At 40.3% G+C, this 26,529-nt stretch carries 22 protein-coding genes and 3 pseudogenes; 8 read left to right on the forward strand and 17 right to left on the reverse strand.

Going from position 1 to position 26,529, the window contains the following annotated elements; translation table 11 throughout:
- The first annotated feature begins 193 nt into the window (after positions 1-193).
- The 6 genes and pseudogenes from ACU8V8_RS02350 (at position 194) to ACU8V8_RS02375 (ending at position 7,131) form a co-directional block, all read left to right on the forward strand.
- Positions 194-1,427, forward strand: a pseudogene (locus tag ACU8V8_RS02350) (GGDEF domain-containing response regulator).
- A gap of 174 nt (positions 1,428-1,601) precedes the next feature.
- Positions 1,602-1,940 (forward strand): P-II family nitrogen regulator, encoded by a 339-nt coding sequence (locus tag ACU8V8_RS02355; protein ID WP_087532837.1) that lies wholly within the window; start codon positions 1,602-1,604, stop codon positions 1,938-1,940.
- 11 nt (positions 1,941-1,951) lie between these two features.
- Positions 1,952-3,180 (forward strand): annotated as a pseudogene (locus ACU8V8_RS02360) (ammonium transporter).
- An 806-nt stretch (positions 3,181-3,986) separates the two neighbouring features.
- The gene (phoB, locus tag ACU8V8_RS02365; protein ID WP_087532839.1) at positions 3,987-4,676 is read left to right on the forward strand and encodes a phosphate regulon transcriptional regulator PhoB; all 690 of its coding nucleotides are present in this window, start codon (positions 3,987-3,989) and stop codon (positions 4,674-4,676) included.
- 67 nt (positions 4,677-4,743) lie between these two features.
- Positions 4,744-6,039, forward strand: a complete 1,296-nt coding sequence (gene phoR, locus ACU8V8_RS02370; protein ID WP_446888717.1) for a phosphate regulon sensor histidine kinase PhoR — start codon at positions 4,744-4,746, stop codon at positions 6,037-6,039.
- A gap of 123 nt (positions 6,040-6,162) precedes the next feature.
- On the forward strand, positions 6,163-7,131 hold the full coding sequence (locus ACU8V8_RS02375) for a PstS family phosphate ABC transporter substrate-binding protein (RefSeq protein ID WP_087532841.1): 969 nt from the start codon (positions 6,163-6,165) through the stop codon (positions 7,129-7,131).
- Positions 7,132-7,208: 77 nt separating this feature from the next.
- Here the strand turns inward: ACU8V8_RS02375 and mdoH are convergent.
- From mdoH to sfsA, 10 genes and pseudogenes are all read right to left on the reverse strand, one after another.
- Positions 7,209-9,135, reverse strand: a pseudogene (gene mdoH / locus ACU8V8_RS02380) (glucans biosynthesis glucosyltransferase MdoH).
- Between the two features lie 22 nt (positions 9,136-9,157).
- Positions 9,158-10,867 carry a glucan biosynthesis protein gene (locus ACU8V8_RS02385; protein ID WP_446888718.1) on the reverse strand — a complete coding sequence of 570 codons (1,710 nt, stop codon included), beginning with the start codon at positions 10,865-10,867 and terminating at the stop codon, positions 9,158-9,160.
- A gap of 295 nt (positions 10,868-11,162) precedes the next feature.
- A complete protein-coding gene (locus ACU8V8_RS02390) occupies positions 11,163-11,402 on the reverse strand; it encodes a hypothetical protein (RefSeq protein ID WP_446888719.1) in 240 nt (79 codons plus the stop codon).
- Positions 11,399-12,271, reverse strand: coding sequence for a pantoate--beta-alanine ligase (panC, locus tag ACU8V8_RS02395; protein WP_446888720.1), 873 nt, complete (start codon positions 12,269-12,271; stop codon positions 11,399-11,401). Before panC ends, ACU8V8_RS02390 begins: the two co-directional genes overlap by 4 nt.
- Positions 12,271-13,065 carry a 3-methyl-2-oxobutanoate hydroxymethyltransferase gene (gene panB / locus ACU8V8_RS02400; protein WP_446888721.1) on the reverse strand — a complete coding sequence of 265 codons (795 nt, stop codon included), beginning with the start codon at positions 13,063-13,065 and terminating at the stop codon, positions 12,271-12,273. Before panB ends, panC begins: the two co-directional genes overlap by 1 nt.
- A 31-nt stretch (positions 13,066-13,096) precedes the next feature.
- On the reverse strand, positions 13,097-13,582 hold the full coding sequence (folK, locus tag ACU8V8_RS02405; protein WP_446888722.1) for a 2-amino-4-hydroxy-6-hydroxymethyldihydropteridine diphosphokinase: 486 nt from the start codon (positions 13,580-13,582) through the stop codon (positions 13,097-13,099).
- 4 nt (positions 13,583-13,586) lie between these two features.
- On the reverse strand, positions 13,587-14,885 hold the full coding sequence (gene pcnB / locus ACU8V8_RS02410; RefSeq protein WP_446888723.1) for a polynucleotide adenylyltransferase PcnB: 1,299 nt from the start codon (positions 14,883-14,885) through the stop codon (positions 13,587-13,589).
- 303 nt (positions 14,886-15,188) lie between these two features.
- Entirely contained in the window at positions 15,189-16,136 is a 948-nt protein-coding gene (gene gluQRS / locus ACU8V8_RS02415; RefSeq protein WP_446888724.1) for a tRNA glutamyl-Q(34) synthetase GluQRS, read from the reverse strand.
- A gap of 17 nt (positions 16,137-16,153) precedes the next feature.
- Positions 16,154-16,597: an RNA polymerase-binding protein DksA gene (gene dksA, locus ACU8V8_RS02420; protein ID WP_087532849.1), complete on the reverse strand. Its 444-nt coding sequence runs from the start codon at positions 16,595-16,597 to the stop codon at positions 16,154-16,156.
- Positions 16,598-16,978: 381 nt separating this feature from the next.
- Positions 16,979-17,698 (reverse strand): DNA/RNA nuclease SfsA, encoded by a 720-nt coding sequence (gene sfsA / locus ACU8V8_RS02425; RefSeq protein WP_446888725.1) that lies wholly within the window; start codon positions 17,696-17,698, stop codon positions 16,979-16,981.
- 80 nt (positions 17,699-17,778) lie between these two features.
- Here sfsA and pepB point away from each other — a divergent pair, with 80 nt between their 5' ends.
- The gene (gene pepB, locus ACU8V8_RS02430) at positions 17,779-19,074 is read left to right on the forward strand and encodes an aminopeptidase PepB (protein WP_290209267.1); all 1,296 of its coding nucleotides are present in this window, start codon (positions 17,779-17,781) and stop codon (positions 19,072-19,074) included.
- 135 nt (positions 19,075-19,209) lie between these two features.
- Here the strand turns inward: pepB and ACU8V8_RS02435 are convergent, their stop codons facing one another.
- The 7 genes from ACU8V8_RS02435 to ACU8V8_RS02465 form a co-directional block, all read right to left on the reverse strand.
- The gene (locus ACU8V8_RS02435) at positions 19,210-21,039 is read right to left on the reverse strand and encodes a DUF885 domain-containing protein (RefSeq protein WP_446888726.1); all 1,830 of its coding nucleotides are present in this window, start codon (positions 21,037-21,039) and stop codon (positions 19,210-19,212) included.
- Between the two features lie 85 nt (positions 21,040-21,124).
- Entirely contained in the window at positions 21,125-22,261 is a 1,137-nt protein-coding gene (hemW, locus tag ACU8V8_RS02440) for a radical SAM family heme chaperone HemW (protein ID WP_446888727.1), read from the reverse strand.
- Positions 22,258-22,857, reverse strand: a complete 600-nt coding sequence (locus ACU8V8_RS02445; RefSeq protein ID WP_446888728.1) for an XTP/dITP diphosphatase — start codon at positions 22,855-22,857, stop codon at positions 22,258-22,260. The genes hemW and ACU8V8_RS02445 overlap by 4 nt, the downstream gene beginning before the upstream one ends.
- Before the next feature lie 3 nt (positions 22,858-22,860).
- On the reverse strand, positions 22,861-23,304 hold the full coding sequence (locus ACU8V8_RS02450) for a DUF4426 domain-containing protein (protein WP_087532855.1): 444 nt from the start codon (positions 23,302-23,304) through the stop codon (positions 22,861-22,863).
- Positions 23,305-23,355: 51 nt separating this feature from the next.
- Entirely contained in the window at positions 23,356-23,889 is a 534-nt protein-coding gene (locus ACU8V8_RS02455) for a YggT family protein (protein ID WP_446888729.1), read from the reverse strand.
- 33 nt (positions 23,890-23,922) lie between these two features.
- Positions 23,923-24,744, reverse strand: coding sequence for a pyrroline-5-carboxylate reductase (gene proC / locus ACU8V8_RS02460; RefSeq protein WP_446888730.1), 822 nt, complete (start codon positions 24,742-24,744; stop codon positions 23,923-23,925).
- Positions 24,745-24,759: 15 nt separating this feature from the next.
- On the reverse strand, positions 24,760-25,473 hold the full coding sequence (locus ACU8V8_RS02465; protein WP_446888731.1) for a YggS family pyridoxal phosphate-dependent enzyme: 714 nt from the start codon (positions 25,471-25,473) through the stop codon (positions 24,760-24,762).
- Between the two features lie 2 nt (positions 25,474-25,475).
- On the opposite strand from ACU8V8_RS02465, the gene ACU8V8_RS02470 reads away from it, so the two are divergent.
- Entirely contained in the window at positions 25,476-26,516 is a 1,041-nt protein-coding gene (locus ACU8V8_RS02470; RefSeq protein WP_446888732.1) for a type IV pilus twitching motility protein PilT, read from the forward strand.
- The last annotated feature ends 13 nt before the right edge of the window (positions 26,517-26,529 follow it).

Raw genomic sequence — 26,529 nt, forward strand, 5'->3', positions numbered from 1 at the left:
GCAGGTATTACTCGGTAAGAGGTAGAAGTTAATCCTAGTTATAAATAAATAAGCTATGTTTTTTTGGTGGAATTACTATTATTTGATTTTGATTATGTGCGCAATAAAGTATATTTGGATGATTAAGCTAATTATCAGCCTTTGGCTGTTATGTAGTAAAGTTTAGTTGTGTTATTTGAGTTTGAGAAGATTTATGCAAAGAGTTTTAGTCGTTGAAGATAGTAAAGTAGTACAACAAGTTTTGCGCCATTTATCTGCTCATTATTTAAATGTCGCAGTTGATTTTGCATGGTCATTAGCTGAGGCTAAAGAATTTGTAGCCAAGTATGAGTATACGCTTGCACTCGTTGATTTAACGCTACCAGATGCGCCTAATGGTGAGGTCGTAAAATACACTTTAGAGCAAAATGTACCAACTGTAGTACTTACCTCGAAAATTGATGAATATCAGCGCCAACAAATGCTTGAGTTAGGTGTGGTTGATTATGTTATTAAAGATAATCGTGATTCATACCATTATGCCGTTAAATTGGTCGCACAACTACTTCGCAATCAGGGCTGTAAGGCACTAATTGCTGATGACTCATTGCTTAGCCGTTCATTAATGAAACAAATGCTCGAAAAACAACTATTTGATGTGCAAGATGCCACCGATGGTGAGCAAGCATTAAAAATGCTTAAAGCTGATCCCGAGATTAAGCTATTAATGACCGATTACGCTATGCCAACGATGGATGGCTTTGAGTTAGTAAAAGCTGTCCGTAATTTTAGGGGCAGGGATGACTTGGTTATCATTGGCTTATCTGGTGCTGGCAAACATGGGTTGTCTGCACGGTTTATAAAATACGGTGCTAATGACTTTTTAACGAAACCTTTTATGAATGAAGAGTTTCATTGTCGTATTCTACAAACAATGGAGCAGCTATCGCTTATTGCTGATATTAAAGAGAGTGCGTATAGAGATGATTTAACGGGTTTATATAATCGTCGCTATTTTTATCAGTTTGCTGAAAAGTTATTAAAAGAAACTTCGCGACAAAATAGCTTAGCACTTTTAGACATCGATTTTTTTTAAAGTGATTAATGATAAATTTGGTCATGAAGCAGGTGATCAAGCTCTTAAGCAAGTTGCATCTTTACTGCGCAGTTCATTTAAAGACTATACGGTGTCGCGTGTTGGCGGTGAGGAGTTTGCAATTGTTTTAACAGATCTAAGTTTAGATCAAGCTTACTTGTTAATGGATGCATTTAGAGCCCGTATCTCAGCTTATGATTTTGTAATTAATGGTCAGCCTTTCACTATAACAGTGAGTGTCGGACTCACCACTTTCCAAAACGTGACGCTTACTAATGCCATGCGTATTGCAGATAAGGCATTATACAAAGCAAAAGCACAAGAACGAGACTGTGTGGTAAAACAGAGCTAAAATTTGCACCAGCTCAGTTAGTTTGTAGAAAAAACGCACCTAAATGGTGCGTTTTTTGTTTCTTTATTTTAACTTTAGGTTTTAACTTATTGTTTTTAAATTATTTTAAATAGTGGCACAAAGGTTGGATTATCTAAGGAAACAGGATAACAATAAGCGTCCGAAGGGGCCACTATGAAAATGATTAGTGCAATAATAAAGCCATTCAAACTAGATGATGTGCGTGAAGCACTGGCTGATTTAGGCATTGAGGGAATGACAGTTGTTGACGTCAAAGGGTTTGGTCGTCAGCGTGGACATACTGAGCTGTATCGTGGTGCAGAATACCAAGTCGATTTTATTCCTAAAATAAAACTCGAAATTGCTACTCGTACTGAGAACTGTGAACGGGTTGTCGAAACCATTACTAAAATTGCATCAACAGGCAAAATTGGTGACGGTAAGATTTTCGTTTACGACTTAGATCAAATTGTTCGTATTCGTACGGGCGAATTAGATGATGAAGCAATTTAAGGGGGCACATTATGGAAAACACAATTGTAGAACTGAAGTTTTCATTAGATACATTTTATTTTTTAATCTCAGGTATTTTAGTTATGTGGATGGCAGCAGGTTTTGCCATGCTCGAAGCGGGCTTAGTTCGTTCAAAAAATACCACTGAAATTCTAACTAAAAACGTCGCACTATATGCAATAGCGTGTACGATGTTTTTACTGGTTGGCTACAACATTATGTATGTAGACAACACTGAGGGCGGCTTAGTGCCATCGTTAGGTGCTTTAATAGGTAGCCAAGCGGCGGATGCTGACCACTCATTAGAGTCAGATTTTTCTTCCAAGTTGTTTTTGTTGCAACAGCTATGTCGATTGTTTCAGGTGCTGTTGCTGAACGTATGAAGTTATGGGCATTCCTTGCTTTTGCTATCGTATTAACAGGTTTTATCTACCCAATTGAAGGCTATTGGACTTGGGGTGGTGGTTTCTTATCTGAAATGGGCTTTGTTGATTTTGCAGGCTCTGCCATCGTTCATGGTACTGGTGCTGCTGCTGCACTTGCTGGTGTATTAATGTTAGGTGCTCGTAAAGGTAAATACGGTAAAAATGGTGAAATTTACCCAATTCCTGGTTCTAACCTACCTCTTGCTACACTCGGTACATTTATTCTATGGATGGGTTGGTTTGGTTTTAACGGTGGTTCTCAACTGTTAATTTCTGATGCTGAAAATGCTACAGCAGTAGGTCAAATTTTATTAAATACAAACGCTGCTGCCGCAACGGGCGCAATTGCAGCATTATTCGTATGTAAAGTATTGTGGGGTAAAGCAGATTTAACCATGGTACTAAACGGTGCGCTTGCTGGCTTAGTTGTTATCACTGCTGATCCGCTATCTCCATCACCTCTTATGGCATGTTTATTAGGTATTCTTGGCGGTTCACTGGTTGTGTTTAGCATCGTAGCACTCGATAAAGTTAAAATAGATGACCCTGTAGGTGCTATTTCTGTACACGGCGTATGTGGTGCATTAGGTATTATCTTAGTACCAGTATCAAATGCTGATGCGAGCTTTGTGAATCAGGTTATCGGCTTAGTATGTATCTTAGCCTTTGTATTTATCGCTTCATTGATTGTATGGGTAATTCTACAAAAAACGATGGGTATCCGTGTAACAGAAGAAGAAGAACTAAACGGTATGGATCAACACGATTGTGGCATCGATGCTTACCCTGAGTTTGTTTCTGTACGCAGTAACTAATAACTAAAAATTGTAAATTTCATTGTGTGTTCAAAGTAAAGCCCTAACCTAGGTTAGGGCTTTTTTGTGGTTAATTTTTAACGTTGTTAGTATTTATAGAGCACTCATTTAATGAAGTCATAATCACCCATAGGTAGTTAAATAATTGTTTTATAGCCAAGTACTGCAGTTAATTTGTTGCTTCGGGTTTCTTGTCTGCGCTTTAGCTGTACACTTATAGTTATAGTGTTTTTTACTTAGTGCAATTAGATTTACTCTGCATTGCTCTCAGTAAGTGTGATTAAAACAGCTCAGTGCTCGCGGGATCATTATTTTATTAACAACAAAACTTAGGATCAGATTTTTACTAGCTATAGATCGTAACAGATCAGATTTTTACTAAGGATCTTAGCTGTAGAGCTTACTTTAGTATGAAAAATAGTCAGTTAAATTGGTTTTTGATTAAATAATCAACATGTTGTAATTGGGACTTAGTACAACGATGATCTCGGATCTGGTTTGGTTAGTATGATCGTGATCTCTCAGCCAAGAGCTTAGTATGATTTTGATCCAAACATATTAGCTAAACTTTTATGAGCAATTCACTATAACTGAGCTTTTAGAATGAGGTTGGTAAATAACTAACGAGTCTTTAATATTGCATTTTTATTAAAAATTCTCGGGGAAATGCACTTTTAAAACCCTATATTAGGTAAATTTGTGTTTTTTTCACCCTCTTTTTTACTTTACACGTTACACTTTCATAAAACTGTCATACTTAGTCATAATAATGAAAACTAGTTCGATAACGAAAGAGATAAATTGGAATGTCACGTAAAGTACTTGTCGTCGATGACGAAGCACCCATTAGAGAGATGTTGGTTTTTGTATTAGAACAAAATGGTTTTCAAGCAATTGAAGCAGAAGACTATGATTCTGCTATTGCGGCAATGGTTGAGCCGTATCCTGATATGGTGTTATTGGATTGGATGTTACCGGGCGGTAGCGGTATTCAAATCGCTAAAAAGTTCAAGCAGAGCGAGCACACACGCCAGATCCCGATTATTATGCTGACAGCCCGTGGCGAAGAAGAAGATAAAGTGCGTGGCTTAGAAGTAGGTGCGGATGATTATGTAACGAAACCATTTTCACCAAAAGAATTAATGGCCCGAATTAAAGCCGTTATCCGTCGTGTTTCCCCGACTTCATTAGAAGAAGCTATTGAAGTACATGGTTTACGTCTAGACCCCATTTCTCATCGTGTAACCTCTGAGGGGAGCGAATTAGATATGGGGCCTACTGAGTTTAGATTGCTGCATTTCTTTATGACTCATCCTGAACGAGTTTATAGCCGTGAACAGTTGCTTGATAACGTGTGGGGAACGAATGTCTATGTTGAAGATAGAACCGTCGATGTACATATTCGTCGATTACGCAAAGCTATTGCGCCTCTAGGTCATGACCGTTTAGTACAAACAGTGCGTGGTGCAGGGTATCGTTTTTCTAGTAAATTGTAGTTTTTTTAAACGACAGGCTAATTATTACATTGGCTTAAATTTACTTTCTCTAAGGTAAAGTGAGTGTATGTACCGAGTTGTTAATAAGCAGGCGTTAGCGAAGCGTTTGCTTATCTATTTTCTTCCTTTGTTATTGATTGGCGTGCTTGTTGGCGCGCCATTTTTGCTTTTGTTTTTAGGCTCCTTTTCGCTTCTTGTTTGGCATTATCATCAACTTTATAGACTCAGTGATTGGCTGCTTAATCAACGTAGCTTTAACCCGCCAGAGGGCGAGGGCGCGTGGGAGCAAGTGTTTGAAGGGATCTATCATTTACAACACCGAAATCGTAAAAAGCGTAATGAATTAGCTGATTTGATCCGTCGCTTTCGCGATGGTGCCGAAGCTGTTCCTGATGCTGTGATTGTCCTGCAACGGGATCTAAGTATTGTTTGGTGTAACCAATTAGCACTAAAAGTACTAGGCTTGCAGTGGCCAACAGATCATGGTCAGCGCTTAGATAACTTAATTCGAGATCCTAAGTTTGCTAAATATATGCATGCAGAAAAATTTGATGAGGCACTAGAGCTAGATAATAGTTATACAATTGGACAAGTCTTGGAGTATAGGGTTATGCCTTATGCAACTTCTCAATTGATGGTGGTTGTTCGCGATGTGACTCGATTAAAGCAACTTGAACAAATGCGTAAAGACTTTGTCGCGAATGTATCTCATGAGCTTCGCACGCCTTTAACCGTCGTAACAGGTTATTTAGAAATGTTTGATGGCGATATGATGCCGCCACCTGCAATGTGGAACAAAGCGCAAACTACTATGCTTGAGCAATGTAAACGTATGGATAGCTTAGTTAATCAATTATTGTCACTTTCTCGTATTGAAGGCTCTAGACGCCAAGAGGGGGATAAAGCGGTAAATGTACCTCAGCTACTCACTTATATCGGTACAGAAGCACAATCTTTAAACCAAGATAAAGAACATGAATTAATATTTGATATTGACTCCAGTTTAGATATCAAAGGCGCGGAAGAAGAACTGCGAAGTGCTTTTTCTAACTTGGTGTTTAATGCTATTCATTACACTAAACCTGGCGGTAAGATCATTGTTAGTTGGCAAGTTAAAGATAAGCAAGCACATTTTTCAGTCGTCGATAATGGTGATGGCATAGCCCCTGAGCATATTAACCGTCTAACAGAGCGTTTTTATCGAGTTGATAAAGCTCGTAGCAGAACAACGGGTGGCTCAGGGCTGGGGTTAGCAATAACCAAACATGTGCTGACTCGACATGACAGCCAATTAAAAATAAAAAGTAAGTTAGGTGAAGGCTCGTGTTTTTCATTTTCTTTTGGTAAAGACAAAATAGTATGAACACAAAGTTCAGATTTAGTGCAAAGTCATAAAAGTGTAATGTTTGAGTAATCTAATTGTCATTTAGTGTCTTTACAGTGGTGCACAGTTAGGAAATGGGACGAACAAATCGGAGTAACCCCTATGAAATTTAAAAGTTTAGTTGCCGCAATGGGTGTGGCTGTTACAACATTGGTATCTGCACAGGCTTTAGCTGTAGATTCAGCACTTCCAGAATATCAAAAGACCAGCGGGATTTCAGGTAACTTCTCATCAGTGGGCTCTGATACTCTGGCCAATATGATGACGTTTTGGGCTGAAGAGTACAAACGTATTTACCCAAATGTAAATATTCAAATTCAAGCCGCTGGCTCTTCAACTGCGCCACCAGCGCTAACTGAAGGCACTGCAAATTTCGGCCCTATGAGCCGTAAAATGAAATCAAAAGAAATCGAAGCGTTTGAAAAACGTTATGGTTATAAACCAACTGAAGTACGTGTTGCAATCGATGCATTAGCTGTATTTGTACACAAAGATAACCCTATTAAAGGCCTACGTATTGACGAAGTAGATGCAATTTTTTCTTCTACTCGTAAATGTGGCGCGTCTGCTGAAGTAACTCGCTGGAGTGATGTTGGCTTAACAGGTGATTGGGCTGCTAAAGATATTCAGCTTTATGGACGTAACTCGGTATCAGGTACGTATGGTTACTTCAAGAAAATGGCTCTGTGTAAAGGCGATTTTCGTAACAACGTAAATGAGCAGCCTGGTTCAGCTTCTGTTGTTCAATCAATTTCATCATCTGTAAATGCAATTGGTTACTCAGGTATTGGTTATATCACTTCTGGTGTTCGCACTGTGCCGCTGGCAAAGAAAGGTGATAACTTTGTTGATGCCACAATTGATAATGTAGCAAAAGGTAAATATCCGCTATCTCGCTTTTTATATGTTTATATCAATAAACACCCTAACAAACCGCTTTCGCCAATTGATGCAGAGTTCTTAAAAATGGTGTTGTCTCTTGATGGGCAAACTATTGTTGAGAAAGATGGTTATGTTCCACTTTCAGCTCAATTAGCAGCGAAAGAACTTAAAAAGCTAGGTCTTCTTTAATAGCTAAACGAATTAAAAAATAGTTTATATATAAAAAACCGCTCAATTTAGAGCGGTTTTTTTATTAATGAAAATAATTAACTTTTAGCCAGTATTTTCTTCTTAATACGGCGTTGCACACGTTTAACTCTGCCTGTTTTAGCTTGTTTATTAAAGCTTTGAATTGGCATTGAACATGGGTATTCCTGCGGTAAAAATGGCTTAGTAAATTTAGCATCTTTATCCGCCGGTAAGCTGATAGTCTGCTCGTGTTCACGTAAAGCTTTTAGAGTATCATCTTCAATAGCTTCACTAGGGCAGATAAAAATTCCCATGCGGCGTAGCTTTACGCCTAAACCAATGCTACTAGAATAGCGTACGATAGGTGCCGCGAGTATTAAACCAATTAGTATTGGCGATAGCCACCAGAAAAAAAGTAGGTGTGTAGTAATAAGCAATACTACCCCATGCAATAGCAACTAAGGTGGCGAATAACGTATAACCAATGGCTTCTTTCCAAGGAACCATGCGGCCAGAGCGTGGTTGCGCATCCCAAGATACTTTCTTACCCAGAAAAACACAGATCACAAAATAACTATGAAATACCATCATTAAAGGCGCAACGATGATCGCGAACACAGTTTCGATCAGCGAGCCTAATATTAGTTTTATAGAACCACCAAACTCTTTATTGCGATGGATTAACGTGACGACTAATCCCATTAACTTTGGTAGTAGCAATAATACAATGGTGATAAACAATAATGAATCTATCAACTCTGTTTTAGCTATCTGCCAAGTTGGAAATAATTGATATGGCTGATTAAAGTAAACATTACTATTCACTGCACGGGTAACAGCATCAATGGTGCTGAGTGCTAGCATAGATAACCAAATTAATGATGAAATATACGCTGTTGCACCGAGTAAAAAGTGCAGCTTATTCATTAACTTAATACCTGATGAAGGAAGTAGGCCTAAATGTTGAATATTGCCTTGCACCCAGCGTCTATCGCGAATCGCATAGTCTAAAATATTACTCGGTACTTCTTCATAGCTTCCTTGAACATCACTTAATAAAATAACATCCCAGCCAGCGCGATTTAATAGTGCTGCTTCAACAAAGTCATGGCTAAGAATTTCACCACCAAAAGGGGCTTTGCCTTCAAGCACAGGTAGGCCACAGCAGTTAATAAAAGCATCAACTCGAATGATTGCATTGTGGCCCCAGTAGTTAGCTTGATTTGTTTGCCAAAATGCAGAACCAGTCGCAAGCATTGGGCTGTATAAAACTGACGCAAACTGTAAAAAACGACCAAAAAAGTTTCTTGCCTGACAGGGATAGGGATTGTTTGTATCAGCCCTGAATTTGGGTTGTTAATCATGCTTGTTGTCAGGTTCTAACATACATTGACCCGTCATGATGCTATCAGCATCAAGTACAATCATATGCTCATACTGGTTGCCCCAGCGCTCACAAAAGTCGGCAAGGTTACCAACTTTACGGTGTTTGTTATCAGTACGGTTGCGGTAGAATATTTGCTTAGCCGTATCCCCTAAACGAGCGCTTAAGTCATGCCATGCTTTTAATTCATTTCGGGCAATTTCTTTATCTTGAGTGTCACTTAACAGATAAAAATCAAAGTGCTCAAACTGACCTGTTTTTAACAGTGACCGTAAACTCACTTCAAAACCAGCTATAACACGTTCTGTATCCTCGTTATAGATCGGCATTACCACCGCTGTTTTGGTTTTACTTAGCGCGTGAGTATCTATTTTAATTGGCTTTTGGCGTTTTAGTGTTAAAGGATCAATTCTGAAAAGCTGTAAAATAAAGCCCATACAACCGCTACAGAATGCGGTAACAATCCAAGCAAAGGTAATTGAAAACAAGCCAAGTAATGCATACTCAAGCGGGGTCATGCCGTTCGAATTTAAAATATCAAACATGATCCACATACCGTATGCAGATATAAACAGCGATAAAAAGCTAAATAATGCTATTCGTGTTTTTTTCAATGGCATCGCAGCACTGGCTGCTCTTGCCTTATTGGATGTCATTTGGATACCAGACATAGCTCCATACCTCGCTTATTTCTTTGTCGCGTAGTTTTAATGATAAGCGCATGTCAACTGGCTTATCTCCTTCTGGCGCGATTTTAAAAGCAACACGCCATCCTTGATTATTGGGTAATTGCTGTACCGTTTTGTCGCTAACTGTACCGCTCGATAGTTCTAAGTTAGCCTGTAATATTAGATCAGCTGACAACTGGTTAATATTTTCGCCTGTGAAATCAACGGTAAATTGCCTATGGCTTTTAGGTGGAGGGTTTTGCTCCCCAGGTAACGCAGCACTGCCAATGCGAGTTCGTAATACGCTGGCTTTGCTCTGCTCTGCGATAGTAGAGTTAAAGGTTTCAAGTGAGTAATTAAAACTCATTGACTCACCCGCTTTAAGCAGTTTTTCTGGCACCCAATAGCTAACAATATTATCGTTTGTTTCTGTATCGGTTGGAATTTCAACTAACTCAACATGACCTTTACCCCACTGACCGATAGGTTTAACCCAAAAACTTGGACGCGCATGATAATGTGCTTCTGTATCTAAATAGTTGTTAAACTCTCGGTCTCTTTGAGCTAAGCCAAATCCTTTAGGGTTGGTATAGCTGAACGCTGTAACACTAAGTTGTTTTGGGTTATTAAGTGCTCGCCAGACCCATTCATTGTCATTTGATTGAATTAATAAGCCATCAGAATCATGGACCTCAGGGCGGTAATCATCAAAAAATTTAGTGCTGTTTTCACCGTGATAAAACATGCTTGTTAGGGGCGCTATTCCTAGTTTTTTAATATCTTTGCGCGCAAAGATTTTCATTTGGGTATTTATTTCAGTTTGAGTTGATGGGCTGATCTCAAAGCGATAAGCACCCGCCACAGATGGGCTATCTAGTAATGCATAAATTACAATATTGGTATCTTCGGGCTTGGGCTTTACTAACCAAAACTCTTTAAAAACAGGAAACTCTTCACCTGAACTAAGCGCAGTATCAATTGCTAAGCCTCGTGCAGAAATACCATAAACTTGGTCGGGGCCCACTAAGCGAAAATAAGACGCACCTTGGAATACTGCAACTTCATCTTTATATTGTGTGTTATTTAAAGGAAAGTGAACACGAAAGCCTGCATGACCTAGTTGTGTATTACCAAGCGCAGTTGTAATTTCTTGCTCTAAAGGTGCAGCTGTGGCGTCATAACGGTAGAAATCAGTTTTAAATGGCACGCTTTTTACATGAGCATCACTATTAACCGTATTAATAGTAACGGGGTTTTTATATAAAAAACCTGGGTGGAATAATTGTACTTCATATAAGCTTTCGTCTTTCCAGATAGCTTGTTCTTGGCGAAAACGAATTGCACGATAATCTTGGTAGTTAATGCTTTGCAGGGCTTCTATGGCTATGTCTTGCGGTGGAATATACTCATTAGCGGCAAGTTGCTTTGCTCGTGCAGAAATTACATCAAAAAGTTTTTCAGACGAGACAGTGAATAGTGTCGGCTGAGTTTTATTGTTTGTTTCAGTAACATCAGTTTGTTTTTTTTCTGTCTTTATATCTGCTACTTGTTTAGTTGCTACATCCGTAGCCACATCTGGTTCTTGTGCTGCAATGACGTTGCATGCACATACACTAAGTAATATGCCTACCAAGGTATTTCTCTTCATAGGTAAATGTAAAGCGCGCTGCGTTAGCGTTTTCATTAGGTATTTCCTTTAGCCATTAACTAAATCAGTAGTGCAAAAAGCAAACCTGAATTAAAAAGCTTTTAATTCAATAGGTTTGATAATTACATAATTAAAAAAGTGTATTTTATGTACAGAAGTGGGAAGAAATTACATCAGATAATATGATGTTTACTTACTGTAATAGGTCAATATTACTAAAGTGAACCTTGCGCTAATATGAATAATGGTTAATTTATGGCATTAAAAGGATGGATTATAGAATTGATAATGAGCTTACGGTGTCTACTTACCAGCAAGCTCAGTGAAGATATTACTGAACGGCGCCTAGGGCCTCTGCATTCGCTTTACATTGATTGTACTCTTCGATGCATTTAATGCTGCATACTTTGTGAACCATGCCTTCGCCAGTACTTTGCTGTTCACAATTGGCTTCACATTGATAGTTTTGCTGAGCACATTGCTGCATCTCTGGGTTTTCAATATGATTTTGACAGCCTGATAACACGCTAAAAATGACAGCTGCACTTGCTAACTTAAATAATAAATTCATACTTGTTCCTGATTATTGTTATTAATATCAACTTGTAAATTATCGATTAGCCTTACTTCGCCTAAAAATACGGCAGCTAAAATCACTAGTTTGTCATCATCAAGTGTAGCGTTTTTTAGGGTATCTCGCTGAGCTATTTCAAAATAGTCTGGTTTTAACCCTGCTGTAGTAAGCGATTCTTTAGCTTTCTGACAAATAGCGCTAAAATCACGTTGACCAGCTAATAGTTGCTCAGCGCAATTATTCAACGTTTTAAACAGTGTTGTGGCTGTATTTTTTTGTGATTCAGATAAGTAACCATTGCGTGAGCTCATTGCAAGGCCTGACACTTCACGGGTGGTGGGGACACCAATGACTTCAACAGGAATTGATAGGTCACGTACCATAGTTTTTATTACTTGCAGTTGTTGGAAGTCTTTTTCGCCAAAGCAAGCAAAGTCAGGCTGTACTAAATTAAATAATTTAGTCACCACAGTTGCAACACCTTTGAAGTGACCAGGTCGTGAGCCACCGCAATACCCCATTGAGATATCGGGTACATCAACAAAACTTTGTGCACCTAACCCGTTAGGGTAGATGGCACTAACGCTCGGTGTAAATACGATATCAGTACCTAGCTCGGCTAAGCCTTGTTTATCTGCATTGAGCGTACGTGGGTAATTATCTAAATCTTCGTTAACTCCAAACTGCATAGGGTTAACAAAAATACTAACAACCACTTTATCAGCCATGGTCTTTGCTTTTTCAACTAATGAAAAATGACCTTGGTGTAAATTGCCCATTGTTGGTACTAGGGCAATACTTAACCCTGCTTGTCGCCATGCTTTAATTTGGCTTCGTAGTGACTTGATCTCAGTAATTGACTGCATTAGTTAAACTCATGCTCGCTGCTCGGAAAGGCGCCGCTTTTAACATCTGCGCAGTATTTTTTAACGGCATCAGGCATGTTACCTGTTTCAAGTAAAAAGTTTTTCGAAAATTTAGGAATATAGCCTGCTGAAATACCTACCAAATCATGCATAACTAAAATTTGACCGTCGGTTTGATTACCTGCACCGATACCGATAGTTGGAATATCTACAGCATCGGTTATACGCTTTGCAAGCGCAGAGGGGATACATTCGAGCACTATCAATTGTGCGCCTGCTTTAGCGAGTGCTTGGGCATCACTTATCATTTTTTGTGCTTGTTCGTCACCACGCCCTTGAATTTTAAAACCACCAAATACATGAACTGACTGAGGTGTTAAACCTAAGTGACCGCATACAGGAATGCCCTGTTGAGTCAAAGCTTTGATAGAGTCATGAAGCCATTCACCGCCTTCAAGCTTAACCATGTTTGCCCCTGCACGCATCAATTGTGCGGCATTTTGACAGCTTTGTTCTGGGTTTGAGTAGGTCATAAATGGCATGTCAGCAATAACAAATAAGTCGCGACTACCAGCACGTACACTGCGGGTATGGTAGGCAATATCTTGATTGGTTACAGCTAAAGTGTCATCGCCACCTTGTAGCACCATTCCAAGTGAATCTCCGACCAAAATAACGTCTACACCGTTATCATAAAATAGCTTGGCAAAGCTGGCGTCATAAGCCGTTAAAGCGGTTATTTTTTGTTGTTCTGCTTTCATTTTAATGAGAGTAGAAACTGTTATTTTAGACATAATATCCTCGTAGGCAACGCCCTGAAATTAGTTACAGAGGTAATTGTTGCAGTTCGTTTAATGCTAAAGTCGCGGTAATAGTGTTTAATTTTTTACCGGATGGCAATAAAAGGTTTGGCGCAATTTCAAGTAAGGGGTACACCACAAACTCGCGTTCGGTTAAACCGTAATGAGGTACCGTCAAACGTTCTGTATTTATTATTTGTTCGCCAAATAATAAAATATCAATATCGAGTGTACGTGGTCCCCAACGCTCTTTTTTGCGAACGCGACCGTGTTCAAGCTCTATTTTTTGCGTTAAATCGAGTAGCTGCTCTGGGCTTAGCGCTGTTTTTATAGCAGCCACAGCATTGACATAATCAGGTTGGTCTTGCGGCCCCATTGGCTTACTCGCGTAATGGTGGGATAGCGCAATAAACTCACTGCGGGGTAGTCCTCGTAAGGCAACTACCGCATTTTTAAGCTGTTCACGAGGGGCATTCAAATTAGCCCCTAGACCAAGATAGACGATTTCCATTTATTTACTCAGCCGTCGGCTTTGGGCTTCGGCGGCGGGTACGTCTGCGGCCTTTTGGCGCCCCTTGACTACCTAATGATTTGACCATGTCTTTTTGACCATTGATGTCTTTACTCAAATATGCGGTCCACCAACTTGCCAATTCTTGATGTTCTTGTTCACCTGCTTGCACACGTAATAATAAGAAGTCATAGGCTGCTTTAAAGCGAGGCTGTTGCGTTAATCTATAAGCACGTTGACCTGCACGTTTGTCTAAGCGTTGCTGAATATGCCAAATATCACGAGCGCCTAAGGTAAAACGCTTTGGCACGGCAATATGTTGAGCATTTTCGCTGAGGACTTTATTCATTGCTTGTACGTATGCATCATATTCAGATAGTTGTTCACTCAGTTGTAGCTGCTTAGCAATTTTTAATAGTGGGAACCAAAGCAACGCCGCAAAAATAAACGCTGGTGTGACTTTTTTATCTGCGTTAATACGCTCGTCTGTATTACGAAACATTTGCTGAATAAGTGAGAACTCTAAGCCACCTGGGTTTTTATCTAAAATACTATCCAGCGCAGGGAACAGCGATTTAAACAGGTTATAACGTCGCAGCATAAGGAAATTTTCTTCTGCTTTACCGTTTAAAAATAATTTCAGTGTTTCTTCAAATAAACGCGCAGGCGGAATGTTATCAAGTAAGCTTGCCAGCTCTTTAATTGGCTTTTCAGTTGCTGGCGCAATCGTCATATCAAGCTTGGTGGCAAAACGAACGGCACGTAACATACGTACAGGGTCTTCTCTATAGCGTGTTTTAGGATCGCCAATTAACTCTATTTGTCTGGCATTGATAGCCGCGATACCGTTGGCAAAATCATGGATAGAAAAATCATTAATTGAGTAATACAGCGCGTTTATTGTAAAGTCACGGCGCTCGGCATCTTCTTCAATACTACCAAAGACGTTATCTCGTAGTAATTGGCCTTGCTCGCTTGATTGGCTAATTTGGTTTTTGTCTTCAGCGGCTTCATGATGGCCACGCATTGTGGCTACTTCAATAATTTCGCGGCCAAATACAATGTGCGCTAAACGAAAGCGGCGACCAATTAAACGACAGTTACGAAATAGCTTCTTTACTTGTTCTGGCGTGGCATTGGTTACAACATCAAAATCTTTTGGTTGTTGACCTAACAAAATATCACGAATACAACCACCGACAAGGTAGGCATCAAAGCCCCCGTCTTTTAGGCGATATAATACCTTGATTGCATTTGGGCTAAATTGTTTACGAGAAATACCATGCTCATTACGTCCTATCACCAAAGGCTGTGTCGAGTCTAGCTGCTGGTTTGTCTGCGTGCCGTTAGGGCCTATAATTTGCCGACAAAATTGAAAAAGCTTGGAAATAATAATCTGTCTCCTACAGAATTTGGTTAATTGATAGCATATAGCTATCAAAAATCTAACCAAGTATAGCTGTATTTTGTTATTAACTGCACGAGGAATGTGCATACTTGGCGATAAACGTATTGCGTTTAAGGTTTGCTAAGGTTGGGTATAATATACCAGTGCAGCTCAAAAATTAAGTTGAAGACTTTAAAATAAACGCTATTTAGCGAATTTTTACTTAATTATGTGAGTAAAATGCGTTGCTTGGTTATCTGCTGACTGAGAAATTTGAATTTGTGCTACTTTTGGCACCACAGATAACTTATAGCGATTTATGGCCCAGTCCATCATTTGCTCAATACTCAGCGTTAATAATTCTTGCTCTGGCGCTAAACCTAAAAACTCAAAAGCACTAAAAAGTGCAGGTTTTGGCTGTTGCTTAGAAATAGCTGGGGCATAATTTTGCTTAGATAATTTAAAACCAGGTTTGGCAACAGCTAAAGGGAGGTGGGCGTAATTCGGTAGGCTGGCATCGAGTTGTTTGAATAAACTGAGCTGTCTGGCTGTGGGCGCTAATAAATCAGCTCCGCGTACGATATTAGTAATTCCTTGTTCGATATCGTCAGCTACTACAACCAGCTGATAAGCAAATAAACCATCACTGCGTTTGATTATATAATCTTCATGGGCGAGGGCAGGATCAACGGCAACATCGCCTTGAATGAGATCGTGATAATGTGTTGTCGCATGTTGCTGAATTAAGCGCAGGGCGCCGCTTGCGTTATCTAAAGCACGACTCTTACAGTGGCCTTGGTATATGCCTCCCAGTGCTTTTATTTGCTTTCGCGAGCAGTTACAGGCATAAACAAGTTGCTGTTTTTGTAGTTGGTGTATGGTGTGCTGATAAAGCTCATGGCGCTTAGTTTGATAGACAATGTGCTCGTCCCAGTACAAGCCATAGGCTTCTAAGGTTTTGAGAATATCAGCAGCTGCGCCTTTTATAACGCGGGTTGTGTCTATATCTTCGATACGCACTAACCAACTACCTTGATTATGTCTTGCATCAAGGTAACTACCCACAGCCGCTACCAATGAACCAAAATGAAGAGGTCCAGAAGGAGACGGCGCAAAGCGACCGCGATAGTTGCGCACTGGCGCAGTAACGGCTGTGGTAATAGACATGGCTTAACTAAAAGTTATTAACCGCGTCCAGATTGTTTTTCTTTGATCTCAGCTAGCGTTTTGCAGTCTACACATAAATCAGCAGTAGGACGTGCTTCTAAACGACGGATACCAATTTCAATTCCGCATGATTCACAAAACCCAAAATCGTCTTCTTTGATAAGGATAATTGTTTTTTCAATTTTTTTGATCAGTTTACGCTCACGGTCACGGGTTCTAAGTTCTAAAGAGAACTCTTCTTCTTGTGCAGCACGGTCAACTGGATCTGGAAAGTTAGCAGCTTCATCTTGCATGTGTGATTTAGTGCGGTCTACTTCGTTACGTAAATCATTGCGCCATGCTTCCAAAATAGTTTTAAAATGAGCACGTTGTGCTTCATTCATATACTCTTCGCCCGGTTTTTCCTGATACGGTTCTAATCCGGCCTGAGCCAATAACCCTAATTTTTTTTGGTCTGGCATAACTTTCTCCTAAATCCTTAATATAATGCCCAGCTTTAGCCGGCGGCTATAAATAACAGAATCCTATGGCCTAGGCAAATTTATTTTTAATTAATTAGCTGTGGTTAAATTGTTTTTACTGCTTTAAAAGGTATCAGGCGGTAATTATGATTGCTTTTTAAGCACAGTGTGATTTTTTAACTGGCCTAGTTATATGGGCAAAAATAATTTTTACAACTTTATTTTTTATTTGTGTTGAAAACTTTCTCGGTGAATAGCCATTAGGCAGCTTAAATGCGCGTTTTAATGCACTTTGTTTTGAAAACGCTATACCTAGACCGTTATTATTCAAAGATGAAGATATTAACCTTAACTTGATTGATGAAATGAACGTTTCATTGATTAAGGAATAAAAGTTATTTTGTCGTCCAAAGTTATTTCTTTGATCGAAATTTTCGCTTTGTAAGCCAACACTTCAACGCCTTTCGCAATCGCTTCTGTTAATAACTGGGCGTATTTTTCATCGATATGTTTTGCTGCACTCACTTGGGTTATGCCCTCATGTAACACGGCAAATAGCAATACAGCACGATGGCCCTGCTCAACCATTTCGATTAATTCGCGAATATGTTTTTGCCCACGAAGGGTTGGTGCATCAGGAAAATATCCCTGTCCAGTTGTTGGCGAATCTTGACTTAATAAGGTGACGGATTTTACTTCCACGTAGCAATTAGGGCAGTTGGTATCGCTGAGTAAAAAGTCAATGCGGCTATTTTCTTGGCCATATTTCACTTCACTTTGTAATTGCTGATAACCACTAAGCTCACTAATAAAATTCGTTTGAATAGCTTCTTCGACCACTTTGTTTGCCATTGCGGTATTAACACATATGAGGTGTTGAAACTGATTTTGCGTCAGCTCTAAGGAGTGCGGGTATTTACGTTTTGTATTATCGCTGGTTGAGTAAAATGCGTTGAACTGAGGCTCGGCGCAGCCTGTCATTTTGCCCGTGTTAGCACAATGCGCAGTAAATTCAGTGCCATCCGCTAAGCGTAAGTCGGCTAAAAATCGTTTGTAGCGCTTAATTAATATGGCTTGTTGTAATGGCTTAGCAAATTTCATTATTTAGTCTCAATAAGTTGGGAAGTTGTGCCAGCTATAGTAGACTCAGTGCCACTAATTAGCGCAAAGAGTATTTTAACATGTCTGAAAAATTTGTTGTTCAATTAAGTGAACAAGCGGCTGCATCTCATTGGGGCGAAAACGCCACACTTTCATTTAATGAGCACGGTGCTACAGTGCACCTAGCCGAGCAAGAGACCTTAAAAAACGTGCAAAAAGCGGCGCGTACCATTGCCAATCAAGGTGTTAAAAATGTAGTTTTAGCTGGCGACTGCTGGTGTACTGAAACACAATGGGCATTTTATCAAGGCTTTGTTTCTCCTAAAACGTTAGCTGGCGTTGAGTTTGCAGAAAATGCAAAAACAGATAGCCAAGAGCTAAACTCATTATTACGTTCTGCCACTTGGGCGCGTGAAATGATCAACGGCACAGCGGATGATATTTTCCCTGAAAGTCTTGCAGGTAAAGCGGCTGAATTTATTCAATCACTTGCGCCAGAGCATGTCAGCTACCAAATTATTAAAGGCGATGCATTACTTGAGCAGCAATGGATTGGTATCCATGCTGTTGGCCGTGGCAGTGAGCGCCCGCCAGTATTATTAGCATTAGATTACAACCCAACTGGGGATGACAATGCACCTGTAGATGCGGCTTTAGTTGGTAAAGGTATCACGTTTGACTCAGGTGGTTACTCAATTAAGTCAAGTGAAGGCATGTTGGGCATGAAATGCGATATGGGTGGTGCTGCGACTGTTACAGCTGGTTTAGCTTTAGCAATTAGCCGCGGTATCAACAAACGTATCAAGCTATTTTTATGTTGTGCAGAGAACATGATTTCGGGCCATGCATATAAACTAGGTGACATACTTACTTATAAAAATGGCACAACGGTTGAAATTGTAAATACCGATGCAGAAGGGCGTTTAGTACTTGCCGATGGCCTTATGGCTGCAGGCGAAACAGGTGCACCGCTTATCATCAATGCCGCGACTCTAACTGGTGCAGCATTGGTTGCAGTTGGTCAAGAGTACAATGCCTTATTTGGTCTTGATAAAGAGTTTGTTCGTGAAGTAGAAGGCTTTGCAGAGCAAGAAATGGAAGCCGGCTGGCCATTACCACTTGAAAAGTGGCACCAACAAAACTGCCCATCGCCTTATGCTGATACTGCAAATAGCCGCGCGCAAAAAGGTGGCGGTTATGGTGGCGCATCAAATGCCGCTGGTTTCTTATCACGCTTTGTACCAAATGACGGTAAAGGTTGGGTGCATATCGATTTAGCTGCTGCGTTTAATATGGGCAGCACAGGTCAGTGGGCTGCTGGCGCAACAACTGTTGGTATGCGCACCGTTGCACGTACTTTGCTTGAAAAAGCGTAAAGTAAGCTAGTTTATAGAGTACTTTATTGATCAGGCTTTATATTGTTTATTAAATAAATTCAATATTCTAAGTTTGATTTAATAGCAAAAAGGCCGCAAATGCGGCCTTTTTTAGGTTTTAAAGTAAACGAGTCTTTAAACTGATTTACTTGCTACCCATTGATCAACAAAGCTTTCAAGTACGTTAAGTGGCACTGCGCCATTTTTTAGTACTACGTCGTGGAATTGGCGAATATCAAACTTATCACCAAGTTTAACTTTTGCCGCTTCTCGTAGTTCTAAAATCTTTAACATACCCACTTTGTAAGCCGTTGCTTGTGAAGGCATTACAACGTGGCGTTCAACCATTTTAACGCCGTCAGACGTCGCGTTTGGTGTATTATTAACGTAGTAATCAATACCTTGTTGGCGAGTCCATTTCATTTCGTGGATACCAGTATCTACTACTAAGCGACATGCACGCCATAGCTCCATTGATAAGCGACCAAAGTCAGAGTAAGGGTCTTCATAAAGGCCCATTTCTTTTGGTAGTAATTCTGAGTATAAACCCCAACCTTCGATATAGGCTGTGTAGCCACCGAATTTACGGAACTTAGGCACACCTTCAAGCTCTTGTGAAATCGCTATTTGCATATGGTGACCCGGAATACCTTCATGATAAGCTAATGCTTCCATTTGGTAAGTTGGCATCGCTTCCATGTCATAAAGGTTGGCATAATAAATACCTGGGCGTGATCCATCTGGTGCAGGTTGTTGGTAAAAGGCTTTACCAGCGGCTTTTTCACGGAAGGCTTCAACAGCTTTTACTTTTAGATCGGCCTTTGGCTTAACAATGAATAGCTCATCTAAGCGAGACTTCATGTTATCAATAAGGCCTGTGGCTTCATCAAGGTAGCGTTGCTTACCTTCTGCTGTGTTTGGATAATAAAACTGTTTGTCAGTTTTCATAAACTGCATAAAGGCTTTTAAGTCGCCCTCAAAGCCAACTTTATTTTTGATTTCACGCATTTCATCATGAATGCGTGATACTTCAGCTAAACCTATGGTGTGAATTTCTTTCGCCGTTAGGTCTGTGGTTGTAGTACGGGCTAACGCATTGTTATAAAACGCTTCGCCATCAGGAAATTTCCATGCACCGTCACGATCATCTGCGCGTTTTTCAAGCTGAGCAAGGTAATTGATTAGCTTAGAGTAAGATGGTTTTACAGCGGCTTTGAGTGCTTTTTCAGCATCACTGATCAAAGCGTCTTTATCGGCTTGATCTATTTCTAACGCAGTTACTTTACGTTTGAAGTCAGCGAGTAATGTTGAATCTTCACCTTTTTCAAACGGTGCACCAATAATGATATTTTTGCTTGAATCAATGACATGGGGAAATACAAACTTAGGCGCAATAATACCTTTATCGGCGCGCGTTTCTAAATCGGTGATCAGTTGATCAATAACCGTAGTTACGCCATTCAAACGCGAGATATAGGCTTTAGCATCTGCAACATCAGTGATTTGGTGTTGATTAATTAAAAATGCAGGGATCATTGAATGAACACCAAACATTTGGTTTACAGGGTAATTATGGTAACGCCATTTAAAGTCTGCAATCGTGTTTTCAAGATCTTGCTTTTTAAGGTCGTAACTCACTTTAGTACTTTCATCAAGTAAGTCACGGTTAATTGCATTGAGTGCTACTAGGTCGTCTTTAGTTTGCTGTAAGTCTTCAAGAGCACGCTCTTCGCTGCCATCATCCCATTTATCGTAATCTTTTTTGATACCCATGTATGTTTGATAGATAGGGCTACTCATCACATCACGATTAAAGGTGTCTTCAAAAAAAGCATTGGCTTTGTCGATTTCACTCTGTGCAGGTTGTGCTTGTACGCTTGGTGTGCTTTGTTGCTCAGGCGTTTGCTGACAGCCACCTAGCAGTGCAATACTCACTGCGGCAGCGATAAAGGTAAGTTTACGCATGTTTTCCCTTTTGTTGTTAGAAACCAATAAAGGTTATAAATAATTATTATTAGTGTGTAGCTGTAATTGGTTTACCCCTTTTCAGCTACACAAACAATTCTAGCAGGTCATTCAAAAAACGATGACCTTTTTGGCTTACCTGCCAATGACTATCCATATCGATTAGTAAGCCTGTATTTATCGCTTTATTCAAGGCCTCAGACTGGCTCTGCAGCGATAAATTTGTAAGTGCATGTAAATCACTTTTTGGGCAAGCCTCAAATAGACGAAAGCGATTCATAAAAAATTCAAAGGGTAAATCGTCTTGCTCTACAGGCCATTGCTTAAATAAATACGGTTTAGCCAAATCCATATACCCGCGAGGATGCTTAACTTTTTCGGTGCGAGTAATTACTCCTGTTTTTGCATCAGTTACCTTACCATGTGCCCCACAACCAATGCCTAAATAGTCGCCAAACCGCCAATAATTCAAGTTATGTTGACATTGAAAGCCGGGTTTTGCATAACCTGAAATTTCATATTGCTGGTAACCAGCTTGAGCAAGCAACGCCTGGCCTTGCTCTTGAATATCCCACAAGGTGTCGTCAGGTGGAAGTGTCGGGGGCTTTGAGGCAAATTTTGTATTGGCTTCAATGGTGAGTTGATACCAAGATATATGAGGCGGGTTTAACGCAATGATTTTTTTCAGATCGCTCAGCGCATCATCAACAGATTGCCCTGGCAGACCATGCATTAAATCGAGGTTAAAGCTGTTTAAACCGGCTTCGTGAGCTTGCTCTGCTGCATAAGTGGCTTCATTAGCGCCATGAATACGGCCGAGGGCTTTTAGCTTATCATTTTGCATGCTTTGCACGCCAATTGATATTCGATTAATACCCGCGGCGACATATTCTTTAAAGCGCCCAGTTTCTACCGTACCCGGGTTAGCTTCTAGCGTGATTTCACAGTCATCAGATAAGCCAATGAGAGAATCAACGGCGTTTAATAAGCTGACATAGGCGTCACCTGTTAATAAACTTGGAGTGCCACCGCCAATAAAGATCGAATGAATTTTTCGCCCTTGCACAAGGTGTAAGTCAGTTTTTAAATCATCAATTAAATGTTGTACATATTCTTTTTCAGGAATATCGCCTTTTTGGCCGTGACTATTAAAGTCACAATAAGGGCATTTTTGCACGCACCAAGGTATGTGCACATATAAGCTTAACGGTGGTAAATTCACAGGCCGCCTTTAAGTTTAAGCTCTGTTAATAAGGCTTTTAATGCTTGGCCTCGATGGCTAATGGCATTTTTTTGCTCTTTACTAAGCTGGGCACTGGTGCAATCAAGTTTTGGCACATAAAAGATAGGGTCATAGCCAAAACCACCTTGGCCATCTTGGCTTTGGGTTATTTGCCCTTCCCAACTGGCACTACAAATTAGTGGGGTAGGGTCATCGGCGTGGCGCATCAATACTAATACACACCAAAAGCGGGCGCTGCGAACCGGGTTATCGCCCAGTTCAACTAATAGTTTATCTATGTTGTCTTGATCGCTTGCATCAACACCAGCAAAGCGGGCTGAATAAACTCCTGGTGCGCCATTGAGGCCATCGACCTCTAAGCCAGAGTCATCCGCAATAGCAGGGTGCCCTGTTATTTTTGCTGCATGTCGGGCTTTAATAATTGCATTTTCTACGAACGTAGTGCCCGTCTCTGGTACCTCTGGGACGTTAAAATCGCTTTGTGGTAACACTTCTATTTCAAGAGAGCTTAGCATCTTTGCTAATTCAGTTACCTTTCCTTGGTTACCTGTGGCTAAAACTAAAGTTTTTTTCATGATTTAATCTACGTAAAATTTTTGTTGAAACTGCAATTTTTGAAATTGATTATTTTGTTTGATTTCGATATCAAATCGTAAAATTTCCTCGTTGGTAAATTTTACTTGAGCAAGGTAGTAAATAGAATCGCCTTCAATCACTTCTTTAAATTCTAAAGCCTGTTTATTACCTAATAAGTTTTTTGCAGTTCCTGTAAGTGATGCTGTTTGCGCTGTATTATCGGCATCGTTTTTTAAAATCGAAATATTAACAATGCCTTTATAGTTACTGCGTTCAAGGCCATAGGCTTGTGCAATCTTGGGCTGAACAAACGTTGATGGAAAGGCAATATAGTGAACTTGCCACGGGCCAAGCTCTTTATACTGTGCACCTTGCATTTGCTCACTGTGGGCACTAAAGGTAATTCCTGCTAGTGCGAAAAATAAGATACTTGCTAGTTTTTTCATAAAAGACTCATAATAAAAGAGGCCTATTTAGGCCTCTGAGAAAGGGAGTGTTTAGCCGATTAAATCCATAAACAGGATTTGTGCAAATTGCAGTGCGATAATCAATACTAAAATTGATAAATCAAAGCCACCTAAAGGCGGTAAAATTTTGCGGATGGGCTTAAGCATAGGCTCAGTAAGCTGGTGGAAAACGGCTTCAATAGGGTTGTAACCTTGGCTCACCCAGCTTAATAAAGCGCGGATAATGAGTACCCAAAATAATAAGTTTAAACCTTCTTTTATTACTGTAATGAAGGCAGAAACAAACACGGTTTGCGCAGACCAACCACCATAAAACATAAGCATCAAGGTCGAGATTTTTGCAATTGCAACAATGAATGCCAATAACAGAGAGGCGAGGTCAAGCCCACCAAAACCGGGAATAATTTTACGTAGTGGGTTTACAGCAAATGAAGTTGCTTTAACCACAAACTGGCTCAATGGATTGTAAAAGTCAGCTTTGGCTGCTTGCAGCCAAAAGCGTAGTAAAACCACCATTAAAAATAGATCAAATACAATCCCGACTAAAAATTGCATGGCATTCATAATTTACCTCGAAAAATAAGCATATCAGCTTAGTTAAAGTTCTTGTTCCATTTGCTCGGCACGGGCAATACACGCATCCATTGCATCAGCAACAGTAGCTGTTAAACCTTGTGCTTTTAAATGTTCGACCGCAGCATGAGTTGTACCACCCTTAGATGTTACATTGGCACGTAATTGAGAAATACTTATATCAGGCTGTGAGAGTGCCATTTCTGCAGCGCCTAATGCGGTTTGTTGGACTAAGCGGCGGGCATCTTCATCATTAAAACCTAGGGCTTTGGCTTTCTCTTCGATGGCTTCCATAAATAAGAAGAAATAAGCGGGTGATGAACCCGTAACAGCAATCACGTCATTGATTTGAGACTCTTGCTCAACCCATACCGCAATACCAGTTGATTCAAATACTTGTTGTACAAAGGTATGTTCATCAGCGGTCTCACCGTCGCCAAATAAACCCGATACACCACGACCAAGTAACGATGGGGTGTTCGGCATACAACGGACCATTTTTACGTTTTGGCCGAGCATTTCACGAAGGCGGCTAACGGTTAGGCCCGCAGCCACAGAAATAAATAGCTTATCACTAAAATCGATGCCTGAATCTTGGAATGATTGACATAAATCACCCATCATTTGTGGTTTAACAGATAACACAATCACATCGGCATCACGCAGTGCTGCGTTATTGTCTGAGGTGGTATTGACCCCGAAATCCGCTGCTACCTTAGCAAGTTTTTCTTGATTGCGGTTAGTGGCAATAATATTTGATGCCTTAAACCCATTTTTTACCATGCCACCAATGATGGCGTAGCTCATATTACCTGTGCCTATGAATGCAATTGTTTTATCTGACATATCTTAGTTATCACCTTAGCTTCGTTGGCCAAAAATATCCGTGCCGATGCGTACCATGGTGGAGCCTGCAGCAATGGCTGCTTCTACATCACCACTCATCCCCATCGACAGGGTGTCTATTTGAGGATATTGGGACTTAAGTCTATCAAAGCAAGCACGTAATTGCTCAAAATATTGCATTTGTTGCTGCGTATCGTCGGTTTTCGCTGGGATAGTCATCAGCCCACGTAAGATCAAGTTAGGACAATCATCGACAAATTGCGCCAGTGCAAGGAGTGCATCCGGGTGGCAGCCTGACTTAGCTTCTTCTAGGCTGATATTAACTTGAATCAACACATTAAGCGGGTCTTTATTACTTGGACGCTGATCATTTAAGCGCTTGGCTATTTTTTCACGATTGATACTTTGCACCCAGTCAAAGTGACTTGCCACTAAAGCGGTTTTGTTTGATTGAATTGGGCCAATAAAATGCCAAACAATATCGCTATAATTTGCAAGTTGGGTTACTTTATCTACAGCTTCTTGAACGTAGGATTCACCAAATTCTCGGTGACCTTGTTGATAAGCCGCTAAAATAAAGTCAGCAGGTTTTGTTTTAGAGACTGCAAGTAAGCAAATATCTTGCTCGTTGCGGTTATTTTTTTTTGCCGCTAATGCAATTCTAGCGTAGGCGGATTTAAGTCGTTCTGCTATTGTAACCATATAATTATCAGTTAGTTGTGGAGTCATAAATGGATATTACCGAATTATTAGCCTTTAGTGTGCAGCATAAAGCATCCGATTTACACTTATCATCAGGGGTTGCTCCGATGATCCGAGTTGATGGCGATGTGCGTCGAATTAATATTCCAGCTCTGGAAGACAAAGATGTAAACAGCTTAGTCTACGATATTATGAACGATAATCAACGTAAGGACTACGAGCAAAACCTAGAAGTGGATTTTTCCTTTGAAGTTCCTAATCTTGCTCGTTTTCGTGTGAATGCATTTAACTCTAACCGTGGTCCTGCAGCTGTGTTTCGTACTATCCCAAGTGAAGTGCTTACATTGGATGATTTAGGCGCACCTGATATTTTCAAAACGATTTCTGATAATCCTCGTGGCTTAGTGTTAGTGACAGGACCGACAGGCTCGGGTAAATCAACGACTTTGGCGGCGATGGTCGATTATATTAACCAAAATAAACATCACCATATTTTAACCATCGAAGACCCTATCGAATTTGTTCATGACAATAAACTGTCACTCATTAACCAGCGTGAAGTTCATCGCGATACCCACAGTTTCTCCAACGCGTTACGTAGTGCATTACGCGAAGACCCCGATGTTATTTTGGTCGGTGAGCTTCGTGATTTGGAAACCATTCGTCTTGCTATGACGGCGGCTGAAACAGGCCACTTAGTTTTTGGTACACTGCACACCACCTCAGCACCTAAAACCATTGACCGTATTATTGATGTGTTTCCAGGTGAAGAAAAAGACATGGTACGTTCAATGCTTTCTGAATCATTGCGTGCAGTTATTTCGCAAACATTGTTGAAAAAAGTTGGCGGTGGGCGAGTTGCAGCCCACGAAATTATGATTGGCGTCCCTGCTATTCGTAACTTAATTCGTGAAGATAAAATTGCGCAAATGTATTCATCTATTCAAACAGGTTCGTCTCATGGCATGCAAACGATGGATCAATGTTTGATTAATTTAGTGAATCACGGTGTGGTTTCTAACACAGAAGCACGTGCTAAAGCGCAAGATAAAACTAATTTTGGCGGCTAGGCCGAAGGATAAG

Source organism: Pseudoalteromonas sp. SaAl2, from assembly GCF_052947895.1.

Coding starts and splice junctions, on each gene's coding strand:
- ACU8V8_RS02355 (WP_087532837.1), top strand. CDS start 1,602: ATGAAAATGATTAGTGCAATAATAAAGCCATTCAAACTAGATGATGTG.
- phoB (WP_087532839.1), top strand. CDS start 3,987: ATGTCACGTAAAGTACTTGTCGTCGATGACGAAGCACCCATTAGAGAG.
- phoR (WP_446888717.1), top strand. CDS start 4,744: ATGTACCGAGTTGTTAATAAGCAGGCGTTAGCGAAGCGTTTGCTTATC.
- ACU8V8_RS02375 (WP_087532841.1), top strand. CDS start 6,163: ATGAAATTTAAAAGTTTAGTTGCCGCAATGGGTGTGGCTGTTACAACA.
- ACU8V8_RS02385 (WP_446888718.1), bottom strand. CDS start 10,867: ATGAAAACGCTAACGCAGCGCGCTTTACATTTACCTATGAAGAGAAAT.
- ACU8V8_RS02390 (WP_446888719.1), bottom strand. CDS start 11,402: ATGAATTTATTATTTAAGTTAGCAAGTGCAGCTGTCATTTTTAGCGTG.
- panC (WP_446888720.1), bottom strand. CDS start 12,271: ATGCAGTCAATTACTGAGATCAAGTCACTACGAAGCCAAATTAAAGCA.
- panB (WP_446888721.1), bottom strand. CDS start 13,065: ATGTCTAAAATAACAGTTTCTACTCTCATTAAAATGAAAGCAGAACAA.
- folK (WP_446888722.1), bottom strand. CDS start 13,582: ATGGAAATCGTCTATCTTGGTCTAGGGGCTAATTTGAATGCCCCTCGT.
- gluQRS (WP_446888724.1), bottom strand. CDS start 16,136: ATGTCTATTACCACAGCCGTTACTGCGCCAGTGCGCAACTATCGCGGT.
- dksA (WP_087532849.1), bottom strand. CDS start 16,597: ATGCCAGACCAAAAAAAATTAGGGTTATTGGCTCAGGCCGGATTAGAA.
- sfsA (WP_446888725.1), bottom strand. CDS start 17,698: ATGAAATTTGCTAAGCCATTACAACAAGCCATATTAATTAAGCGCTAC.
- pepB (WP_290209267.1), top strand. CDS start 17,779: ATGTCTGAAAAATTTGTTGTTCAATTAAGTGAACAAGCGGCTGCATCT.
- ACU8V8_RS02435 (WP_446888726.1), bottom strand. CDS start 21,039: ATGCGTAAACTTACCTTTATCGCTGCCGCAGTGAGTATTGCACTGCTA.
- ACU8V8_RS02445 (WP_446888728.1), bottom strand. CDS start 22,857: ATGAAAAAAACTTTAGTTTTAGCCACAGGTAACCAAGGAAAGGTAACT.
- ACU8V8_RS02450 (WP_087532855.1), bottom strand. CDS start 23,304: ATGAAAAAACTAGCAAGTATCTTATTTTTCGCACTAGCAGGAATTACC.
- ACU8V8_RS02455 (WP_446888729.1), bottom strand. CDS start 23,889: ATGAATGCCATGCAATTTTTAGTCGGGATTGTATTTGATCTATTTTTA.
- proC (WP_446888730.1), bottom strand. CDS start 24,744: ATGTCAGATAAAACAATTGCATTCATAGGCACAGGTAATATGAGCTAC.
- ACU8V8_RS02465 (WP_446888731.1), bottom strand. CDS start 25,473: ATGACTCCACAACTAACTGATAATTATATGGTTACAATAGCAGAACGA.
- ACU8V8_RS02470 (WP_446888732.1), top strand. CDS start 25,476: ATGGATATTACCGAATTATTAGCCTTTAGTGTGCAGCATAAAGCATCC.